Annotated in this window: 10 protein-coding genes; 8 read left to right on the top strand and 2 right to left on the bottom strand. The window is 55.6% G+C overall.

From position 1 onward, the window contains the following. The first annotated feature begins 66 nt into the window (after positions 1-66). The 8 genes from V7028_RS15070 (at position 67) to V7028_RS15035 (ending at position 8,415) form a co-directional block, all read left to right on the top strand. Entirely contained in the window at positions 67-1,803 is a 1,737-nt protein-coding gene (locus V7028_RS15070; RefSeq protein ID WP_334120904.1) for a methanol/ethanol family PQQ-dependent dehydrogenase, read from the top strand. A 139-nt stretch (positions 1,804-1,942) separates the two neighbouring features. Then, positions 1,943-3,379 (top strand): aldehyde dehydrogenase, encoded by a 1,437-nt coding sequence (gene aldA / locus V7028_RS15065; RefSeq protein WP_334120903.1) that lies wholly within the window; start codon positions 1,943-1,945, stop codon positions 3,377-3,379. Between the two features lie 59 nt (positions 3,380-3,438). Further along, a complete protein-coding gene (locus tag V7028_RS15060; RefSeq protein ID WP_334120902.1) occupies positions 3,439-4,296 on the top strand; it encodes a transporter in 858 nt (285 codons plus the stop codon). A gap of 116 nt (positions 4,297-4,412) precedes the next feature. Next, the gene (locus V7028_RS15055; protein WP_334120901.1) at positions 4,413-5,585 is read left to right on the top strand and encodes an acyl-CoA dehydrogenase family protein; all 1,173 of its coding nucleotides are present in this window, start codon (positions 4,413-4,415) and stop codon (positions 5,583-5,585) included. After that, positions 5,582-6,349 (top strand): SDR family NAD(P)-dependent oxidoreductase, encoded by a 768-nt coding sequence (locus V7028_RS15050; protein ID WP_334120900.1) that lies wholly within the window; start codon positions 5,582-5,584, stop codon positions 6,347-6,349. The genes V7028_RS15055 and V7028_RS15050 overlap by 4 nt, the downstream gene beginning before the upstream one ends. Before the next feature lie 10 nt (positions 6,350-6,359). Continuing rightward, complete coding sequence (locus V7028_RS15045) at positions 6,360-7,373, top strand: phosphotransferase family protein (RefSeq protein WP_334120899.1); 1,014 nt, start codon at positions 6,360-6,362, stop codon at positions 7,371-7,373. Next, positions 7,373-7,747 (top strand): DUF6285 domain-containing protein, encoded by a 375-nt coding sequence (locus V7028_RS15040; RefSeq protein WP_334120898.1) that lies wholly within the window; start codon positions 7,373-7,375, stop codon positions 7,745-7,747. The genes V7028_RS15045 and V7028_RS15040 overlap by 1 nt, the downstream gene beginning before the upstream one ends. Continuing rightward, the gene (locus V7028_RS15035; protein WP_334120897.1) at positions 7,744-8,415 is read left to right on the top strand and encodes a histidine phosphatase family protein; all 672 of its coding nucleotides are present in this window, start codon (positions 7,744-7,746) and stop codon (positions 8,413-8,415) included. The genes V7028_RS15040 and V7028_RS15035 overlap by 4 nt, the downstream gene beginning before the upstream one ends. Before the next feature lie 2 nt (positions 8,416-8,417). Here the strand turns inward: V7028_RS15035 and V7028_RS15030 are convergent, their stop codons facing one another. Next, positions 8,418-9,134, bottom strand: coding sequence for a GntR family transcriptional regulator (locus V7028_RS15030; protein ID WP_334120896.1), 717 nt, complete (start codon positions 9,132-9,134; stop codon positions 8,418-8,420). Between the two features lie 41 nt (positions 9,135-9,175). Continuing rightward, positions 9,176-9,446 (bottom strand): thiamine pyrophosphate-dependent enzyme (locus tag V7028_RS15025; RefSeq protein WP_334120895.1); only part of this gene is annotated, 271 nt, incomplete at its 5' end.

Here is a 9,446-nt window from a genome sequence, read left to right as displayed (position 1 = left end):
TGTATACGACATTAAAACCAAGCGAACGAAAAGTTCGCACACTTTCCATTTTTGGAGGAGACGACAATGAAGGCTTTTGCGAAGTTGGTGTTTGCAGGTGCTGTGGCGATGAGCCCGTTTGCTTCTGCGTATTCAGCGTTGGGTGACTACACACCCGTCACTGATGAGCGATTGAAAAATCCTGAACCAAAAAACTGGTTGCAATACCGTGGCAATTACCAGGGTTGGGGCTACAGTCCGCTGGACAAGATCACCGACAAGAATATCAGCAAGCTAAAACTTGCCTGGGCTTTCACGACCGGACAAACAGAAGGCCACCAAGCCCCACCGATTGTCAACAACGGCTACATGTTTGTAACCACGCCTGGCGGTCAGCTGATTGCATTGAATGCAAAAACCGGGGAAGAGCTGTGGCGCTACAGAAAATCGCTGCCAGGTGAAATGCTGCAACTTCACCCCACCAACCGTGGTGTGGCCTTGTACGGCGACAAGGTATATGTGGCCACGGTCGATTGTTTCCTGATTGCGCTGGACGCCAAAACCGGCAAAGTGGTGTGGGAAAAGCCCGTGGGCGACTGGAAGGCCTTGCAGTACATGACCCTGGCACCTTTGGCGGCCAAAGGGAAAATCATGGTGGGTTCTTCGGGCGGCGAAACTGGTGTGCGTGGTTTTGTGGCTGCCTATGATGCGGAAACAGGTGAGGAAGCGTGGAGAACCTACACCACTGCTGCACCGGGCGAACCCGGCGGCGACACCTGGCCCGGTGAAACGTACAAGAATGGTGGCGGCAGTATCTGGATTACCGGTACTTACGATGCAGACACCAACCTGGCCTACTGGGGCACTGGCAACCCCGCGCCTTGGCCAACCGAGGGCCGCCAGGGTGACAACCTGTACACCAGCTCCACAATTGCACTGGACGTGGACACCGGCAAGTTGAAGGGCTACCACCAGTACACGCCCAACGATGCGTGGGACTGGGATGAAGTGTCGGCCCCTTTGCTGATTGACACCAAGGTCGATGGGAAGATGAGAAAAACAGCCGTGCATGCAGGACGCAACGGTTATCTGTGGGTACTGGAACGCACCAACAGCAAGATCAACTTCATCGAGGCATACCCATTCGTTTACAACAATGTGTTCAAGTCGATCGATCCAAAAACCGGTCGACCCACTTACGATGAATCGCGCAAACCCGGCATGGGCAAGGCAGTTGGCTTTTGTCCTTCACTGTGGGGTGGAAAGGACTGGCCACCAGAAGCGTACAACCCAAAGACTGGTTTGCTGTACATTCCTGCCAACGAGAATCTGTGCGCCGAATTACCTGCTGCAGAGCCCGTCAAGTACAAAAAAGGTGACCTTTACATCGGTTACTCCATTGAAGGTGTGCTGACCAGCCTGCGCTGGAGAGACGGTGAGAAAGACAAGCCCAAAACCATGGGTGAAATCCAGGCCTGGGACCTGAACACTGGCAAGAAGGTGTGGACCCACAAGTTCCCCACTTTCAACTGGGGTCCGCTGATGACTACTGCAGGCAACCTGGTGTTCGGCGGTGGTACCAATGACCGCATGTTCCGCGCGTTCAATGCCAAGACGGGCAAGCTTGTGTGGGAGGCGGCAACACCGTCTGGCGTAACAGGCGTGCCAACTTCTTTTGAAATCGATGGTGAACAATACATCGCAGTGCAGTCGGGCTGGGGTGTGGATTCACAACGCATGCAAGGTGGTGTGGACCGCCTGACAGGCAAAACCACGATGGTGCCACAGGGTGGCACGGTGATGGTCTACAAGCTTCAAAAATGATGTAACCGCCCACGGGTGTGTGCCGCTGTACAGAGCAGGGCACACACCGGTCGGAGGCGACTTCGCTTCTTCGTTTGATTCTGGATTCATGCAGTGAAATTCATGCTGCAGGGGGTCCCTTTACCTGGAGGTTCAGGCCATGAGCAGCAAAACATATAAAAACTTCATCAACAACCAGTTTGTTGATTCGTCCTCGGGGGCAACAGTTGAGGTTCGCAATCCAGCTGACAATGCTGTGCTTGCAGTGGTGCCCGATTCCAGCCGCGAAGATGTTGACCGGGCTGTGCAGGCAGCAAAAAAAGCCCAGCCCGCCTGGGAAAAGCTTCCCGCCATTGAGCGCGCCAATCACATTCGCGCCATTGCTGCGAAGATTCGCGAGAACAAGGAACGAATCGCCAAAGTGATTACGCAAGAGCAGGGAAAAATTCTTGACCTGGCCCGCGTGGAAGTGGATTTCACCGCCAACTACATGGACTACATGGCCGAGTGGGCACGTCGCATTGAAGGCGAGATCATTCAAAGCGATCGACCTGGCGAAACAATTTTTCTGCACCGCAGGCCCATTGGTGTAACAGCCGGTATTTTGCCTTGGAATTTTCCATTCTTTCTGATTGCCAGAAAGATGGCACCAGCGCTGGTGACGGGCAACACCATTGTGATCAAGTCCAGCGAGGAAACACCGATCAATGCCTTCGAATTTGCCGAGCTTGTTGCGCAATCCGGTTTGCCCGCGGGCGTGTTCAACCTGGTAAGCGGTGGTCGCGAAGCCGGTGGTATTTTGTCCAGCCACACCGATGTGGGTTTGATCACCTTCACCGGCAGCGTGCAAACCGGCATCCGGATCATGGAAGCGGCTGCGAAAAACCTGACCCGAGTGAACCTGGAATTGGGTGGCAAGGCACCTGCCATTGTGCTCAATGATGCGGACCTGGAATTGACTGCAAACGCTTTGCACGGATCCAGAATTTTGAACACCGGGCAAGTGTGCAATGCAGCCGAGCGTGTGTATGTTCAGCGCGGCATTGCCGATGCACTGGTGGATCGGGTCAGCAAACTGATGGCCTCGACCCGTTATGGCAACCCCATGACTGAAAGCGGCTTGCAAATGGGCCCGCTGATCAACCGGGGAGGCCTGGACAAAGTGGCCAGCCTGGTGGGCAAGGCGCGCGAGCAGGGTGCTGAAGTAATTACTGGCGGCAGGATTGCCGACCGCGAAGGTTTCCACTACGAGCCCACCGTGGTCGCGGGTTGCAAGCCCGACATGGACATCATGACCCAGGAGATTTTTGGCCCCGTGCTGCCGATCCAGATTGTGGACGATCTGGACGAAGCCATTGCCCATGCCAACAACTCCGAGTTTGGCTTGACCTCGTCGATTTTCACACGCGACCTGAACGCTGCCATGAAAGCCACCACTGAACTTCGTTTCGGTGAAACCTATGTGAACCGTGAGCATTTTGAGGCCATGCAAGGCTTCCACGCGGGCCGCAGGAAATCAGGCATTGGCGGTGCCGACGGCAAACACGGTTTGTATGAATTCATGGAAACCCATGTGGTGTACATGCAAACCCATTAACCCCAAGCAGTTGAATACCCCCAACGAGCCCAGACTCACAATCGATAAAAGGAATAAACATGAGACAGCAATCTTTTCTGAAACGATCCGTCAAAACCCTGATCCACAGTGCTGCACTGGTGGTGTTGGGCGCAACTGCCACTGGTGCACAGGCCATTGATCGCGGCTTTATTGCACCCCATGAATATGCGCTGCCCACCGACTTCAAACCATTCAACATTTTTGCGCAGTATGCTTTTCTGCAGAAGAACGACACGCTCTACGACGCCAATGGCGACAAGACCCAAGGCCCCGGTTCGGAATTGCTGGTGGGTCTTTCCAAGTATGTTCGCCTGTGGACGCCTGAATCGAACAAGAACATTGGTTTGGCGTGGGAAGTGATTGTTCCTGAAATCGGTATTCGCGACAAGAACACCAGTTTTTCAACGGGCGGTTTTGGTGACCCCATCACCGGTTTTGCCATTTGGACCAAGCCTTCCAGTGAGTGGGTATTGGGTGCCGACATGTTTGTTTCCGTGCCGGTAGGTGACCAGTCCGTGGGCGGTGGCGATCGCTGGGATTTGCTGGGTTCCATTTTCTGGGATGCACAATACGGCAAACTCAACTACACCGGCAATTTGGGCTATCACTTCAATGGTTCATCTGCACGTGGTACTGCACCCGGTGATTACTATCACTTGAACAACCGATTTGGCTACCGTGTGTCGGATTTGGTCGAGCCCTATGTGGGTATTGATTACCAGACCACAGATGGCGTGGCTGGCGCACCAGACGGCAATGAAACGGCCTTGGCTGCAGGCATGATGTTTCACATGTATGACCATGCGTCCATCGCATTGCACTACCAGAAGGGCATTGATGGCGAATCCGTTGCACAATCTGATAGTCTGAACCTGAGATTTGTTTACGTATTTTAATTGATTCACCCCTGTTGGAAAGACACCGGTTTTCATCTTGGTTAACCGCTGCACACAACCTCCAATTTGGTTTGAATCAAGGTGAGGTGTCTTTCTTTTTTTACCAAGGAGTACGCATGGATTTTTCCATTTCCCCGGAACTGCAGGCGCTTCAGGAGGAGGTTCGCCGATTCATCGCCGAGCAGGTCATCCCGCTGGAAACGGATCCGCGACAAACTGCCCACGGTCCTTCCGAGGACCTGCGCAACGAGTTGGTGGCCCGTGCACGAAAAGCCGGCTTGCTGACCCCGCATGCACCGCGTGAACTGGGCGGTTTGGGCTTGAGCCACATTGAAAAAGCGGTGGTGTTTGAAGAAGCGGGTTATTCCACCCTTGGCCCCACAGCGATGAATATTCATGCACCCGATGAGGGCAATATTCACTTGATGGAAGTGGTGGCAACGCCTGCGCAAAAAGAGCGTTGGCTCAAGCCGCTGGTGCAGGGAAAAATACGTTCCTGCTTTGCAATGACCGAGCCCGCACCCGGCGCAGGCGCAGACCCTTCCATGCTGCAAACCACAGCGGTGAAAGACGGCGATCATTACGTGATCAATGGCGACAAGTGGTTTATCACTGGCGCGGAAGGCGCATCGTTTGCCATCATCATGGCCAAGATGGAAGATGGCACCGCCACCATGTTTTTAAGCGACATGAATGCACCCGGTGTTGAATACGTGCGCACAATGGACGCGATGGACGCCTGTTTCACCGGCGGCCACGGCGTGTTGCGCTTCAACAATTTGCGCGTGCCCGCAGCAGACGTGCTGGGCGAAATTGGCAAGGGTTTCCGTTACGCACAGGTGCGCCTTGCGCCCGCGCGTTTAACCCACTGCATGCGCTGGCTTGGACAAGCCCGCAGAACGCATGAAATTGCACTGGATTACGCACGCAAAAGGCAGGCGTTTGGTGTGCAGTTGGGCGCGCATGAAGGCATCAGCTTCATGCTGGCCGACAATGAAATTGATTTGCACACAGCAAGGTTGCACATTTGGCACACCGCCTGGATGCTGGATCGCGGCGAGCGTTGTAATTTCGAATCAAGCCGCGCGAAGGTGGCATGTTCCGAAGCCGAATGGCGCGTGGTGGATCGCAGCGTGCAAATTCTGGGCGGCCAAGGTGTGACAGGTGAAACCATTGTGAGCCGAATATTCACCGACATGCGTGCCTTCAGAATTTACGATGGCCCCAGCGAAGTGCACCGCTTCAGCATGGGCAAAAAAATTGTGGCTGGCCGGGAAAGATCTGCATGAACAATTTATTCAGCCTGAACAACAAGGTGGTCATGGTCACCGGCGCATCCAGTGGCCTGGGCAGGCACTTCGCCGTGATGCTGGCCAATGCGGGGGCACACGTGGTGCTGACCGCGCGCAAAGCCGACAACCTGAACGAGGTGATTGCAGAAATTCACGCCGCAGGGCGACGCGCCACGGCCGTTGCGCTGGATGTCAGCAGTGCTGCATCGGTGAAGCAGACCATTGCCCGCACCATCGAACAGGTGGGTGTGCCGGATGTGTTGGTGAACAACGCCGGGCAGTCGATTGCCAAACCCATGCTGGAGCAAACAGAGGAAGACTGGGACCAGATCATGGACACCAATCTGAAAGGTTGCTGGCTGATGGCCACCGAACTGGCACGTGCGCTGGTGGCCGCAGGAAAGCCGGGTGCCATCGTGAACGTGGCATCCATTCTGGGTGAAAGGGTGGGGGGCGCAGTGGGGCCTTATGCCATTTCCAAGGCGGGTGTGGTGCAGGCCACCAAAGCCATGGCGCTTGAATTGTCGCGTTACGGCATCCGTGTGAATGCGCTGTTGCCGGGCTATGTGGCCACCAACCTGAATCGTGATTTTCTGAAAAGTGAACTGGGCGAGAAATTGCGCATGCGAATTCCATCCCGCCAGTTTTGTTCGCTTGAAGACCTGGATGGGCCGCTGCTGTTGCTCGCTTCCGATGCCGGGGCCGGCATGACGGGCGCTTGCGTTGCAGTGGACCGTGGCCACCTGGTCAGCGGGTTGTAGGGCTGGGGTCATGGACAAAATTCAACAGAAAGCCATTGAACGGTTTGTGGCACAGGCAGCCGGGGCCGTGCATGTGCACATTTCCCAGGTGAAGTTGTTGTCGGGTGGCGCTGTTCAGGAAAACTGGTTGCTCGACCTGTTGATTGAAGGCGGCCCGCACCACGGTACTTTGGAAGCGGTGTTGCGTTGTGATTCCCCCACGGCCGGGGTTGCAATCAGCCATGGTCGCGCCCAAGAATTTGCCTTGCTCAACACCGTGTTTGAAGCCGGTGTTACCGTGCCGCAGCCCCTGTGGCTGTGCGAAGACCTGACTGTGTTTGGCCGCCCCTTTTTCCTGATGCGCCGCATTTGCGGAACAGCAGCTGGCCATGTGCTGGTGAAAGACCAAGGCGTTAAAAACCGGGCTGAATTGGCACGCCGCCTGGGGCAGGAACTGGCGAGAATTCATTCCGTGCGCCCGCCGAATGCGGCATTGAATTTCATGCCACTGCACGGTGAGTCGCCAGCGGCACACAGCGTAAAACAATACCGTTTGTTTCTGGACCGCCACCACACGCCTTACCCGGCGCTGGAATGGGGGCTTCGCTGGCTTGAACGGCATGCACCCCCCAAGGGTTTGCTCACCTTGACCCATGGCGATTTTCGCACGGGCAACTACATGGTGGGCGAGCAGGGTTTGACCGGCATTCTGGATTGGGAGTTTGCAGGCTGGGGCGACCCGCTGGAAGATCTTGGCTGGTTCTGTGCAAAATGCTGGCGCTTTGACCAAAACGACATGCAAGCCGGTGGCATAGGCTTGCGGGAAGATTTCTACGCTGGTTATGAAGCCGAATCGCGGCGCACCGTTGACCGCAACCAGATTCATTACTGGGAAGTGATGGCCCACATGAAGTGGGCCATCATCGCGATTCAGCAGGCTGAACGCCATTGTTCTGGCGAAGAAGATTCGCTGTTGCTGGCCCTGACCGGGCACATTGTGCCCGAGCTTGAATGGGAAATACTGAACATGACGGAGCACAACTGATGCGTGAACAACCCACGGGTGTCGCCCTTTTGCAATGTGCACGCGATGTACTGAAAACCAAAGTGTTGGCCTTGCTGGGCGGCGATGCAAAACGCGATGTATTGATGGTGATGAATGCCATGTCGATCGCGCAGCGTGAACTGGAGTCGGGCAGTGCGCCCACTGAAACAGAACAGCAATCCCTTTCCCTGCTGTTGGGGGAACCGGTGTTTGACCTGTTGCAGGCCAATCGCGTTTTGGGTGCCCGCATTCGCGCTGGTGAAGCCGACCCGGGGCGGGAAGAACGCACGGCGGTGTTGGCCCATTTGCGCACCATCGGGCGCCACCGTTTGCAGGCCAGCAACCCCAAGGTGTTGAAGGTTGACAACACATGAGCACCCTGGTGTTGATGCGCCACGGGCAGGCTTCATTTGGCGCTGCAAAATACGATGCGCTGACCCGTCAAGGCGAGGCACAGGCGCGCGCCACCGGCATGTGGATGCGTCAGCATGGCATCAAGCCAACCGCCTTGGTGCACGGACCCCGACAACGGCAAATTCATTCTGCCAAATTGGTGCTCGAGGGTTCAAGGATCGAGTGCTCGGCCACTGAAATAAACTCATTGGATGAGTTCGCAGAGGGCGAGGAAATTTTTGCCGCGGCCGAGAGGTATTTCGGCAGACCCATGTGGGAATCGATCAACCGAAGCAGCGCAGATGTACTGCGCGACTACGATGCCACCTGTCGTGCCTGGTCGCTTGACGAACTGGAAATTCCAGGGTGCTTGTCGATTGATGAGTTCCGTACGGAGGTTCGCCAGTGGTTCGGGCAAACCACTGCCGCTGCTGGTTCCGGGCAGTGTGTGCTTGCGGTCACTTCAGCGGGGGTAATCGCGGCGCTTGTGTGCGAAGTCATGGGTTTGCCCAACAACAAATGGCATTCCCTGTTGCGGGTGGTCCGCAACGCATCGCTGACCGATATTCTTTACTCCAAAGGGCGAAGCAGTTTGCTCGCATTTAACGGCGTGGGGCACCTTCCCGATGCCCTCACTTCCTCCATGTAACTTCAGGCACGCATCAATTTCACTTTGCCTGTAGCTGCTGCTTCTTGTGCCGGGTTGTTGGCCAGGTTTTCCATCAAGCGCGCAATCATGAAGTCGGCGGCCTGCGTAATGTGCTCGCGGCCCAAGCGTTCAGCGGCTGCACCATCGCCTTCCACAATAGTTTCAAGTATGGCCTCGTGTTGGGTCCACACGTTGCGCGGTTGCTCATCGCTTTTCAGCACTTCACCCATCACGCGTTGGGTGTTGAGCCAGTGCGATTCCATGGCGGGTGGAATCAACGGGTTCTCGGCCAGGTGATAAATAAAGTGGTGAAAGGCCATGTCCGCAGCAATCATTTCCCGGAATGAATGGTTGCTGACCGCTTTCAAGCCTGCCTTGATCAGCGAGTGGCCCTTGATCTTGGCATTTTTGCCGTTCAGTTCTGCGGCACGCCGACAGGCCAGCCCCTCGATCACTGCACGCATGTCGTACATGTTGCGAACGTAGTCTGGATCCAGTGGCGCAACCAGCAGGCCACGGCCAGGTGCATCCACCAACACACCCTGGTTTCGCAAAAGCGCAAGCGCCTGCTGAATGGGTTGTCGGGACACGCCAAGTTCCTTGGCCAGTTGTTCTTGAATGATTCGGGAGCCAGGACGCAAGGTGCCCCCGGAAATTTCTCCCAGCAGGACCTTGTAGACCTGTTCCACAAGCTTTGGCGTTGTTTCGATTGCTTTCATGAAATACGAGCCCCAATCTACAGAATATATAAGGAATTAAATCACACTTTCTTTGAATTCGGTGTGCAACGCCAATCGCGTTCCGCTTTGTCCCAAGCGGCCAGTGCCTGATAGTCTGGAACCCAGGCCAAGCCTGATTTTGCGTCTGATGATACTGCTTCTGGCGTGACCAGTACATCCAGCAGGGCCGGTCTGTTTTTCATGGCTCGCTCAATGGCACCTTCAAGGTCTTCGGCACGTTCTACACGCTCGGCGTACAACCCAAAAGCTTTTGCCATGGATGCATGATCGGCAAACTGCAACCGGGTGCCG

Source organism: Limnobacter sp. (assembly GCF_036846585.1).
In the GTDB taxonomy this organism is placed as follows: Bacteria; Pseudomonadota; Gammaproteobacteria; order Burkholderiales; family Burkholderiaceae_B; genus Limnobacter.
Note: the sequence above shows the minus strand (reverse complement) of the source record. Positions and strands in the feature narration are given on the sequence as shown.

Excerpts from the sequence above, each read along its gene's own strand:
- V7028_RS15070 (WP_334120904.1), top strand. The coding sequence starts at position 67 with ATGAAGGCTTTTGCGAAGTTGGTGTTTGCAGGTGCTGTGGCGATGAGC.
- aldA (WP_334120903.1), top strand. The coding sequence starts at position 1,943 with ATGAGCAGCAAAACATATAAAAACTTCATCAACAACCAGTTTGTTGAT.
- V7028_RS15060 (WP_334120902.1), top strand. The coding sequence starts at position 3,439 with ATGAGACAGCAATCTTTTCTGAAACGATCCGTCAAAACCCTGATCCAC.
- V7028_RS15055 (WP_334120901.1), top strand. The coding sequence starts at position 4,413 with ATGGATTTTTCCATTTCCCCGGAACTGCAGGCGCTTCAGGAGGAGGTT.
- V7028_RS15050 (WP_334120900.1), top strand. The coding sequence starts at position 5,582 with ATGAACAATTTATTCAGCCTGAACAACAAGGTGGTCATGGTCACCGGC.
- V7028_RS15045 (WP_334120899.1), top strand. The coding sequence starts at position 6,360 with ATGGACAAAATTCAACAGAAAGCCATTGAACGGTTTGTGGCACAGGCA.
- V7028_RS15040 (WP_334120898.1), top strand. The coding sequence starts at position 7,373 with ATGCGTGAACAACCCACGGGTGTCGCCCTTTTGCAATGTGCACGCGAT.
- V7028_RS15035 (WP_334120897.1), top strand. The coding sequence starts at position 7,744 with ATGAGCACCCTGGTGTTGATGCGCCACGGGCAGGCTTCATTTGGCGCT.
- V7028_RS15030 (WP_334120896.1), bottom strand. The coding sequence starts at position 9,134 with ATGAAAGCAATCGAAACAACGCCAAAGCTTGTGGAACAGGTCTACAAG.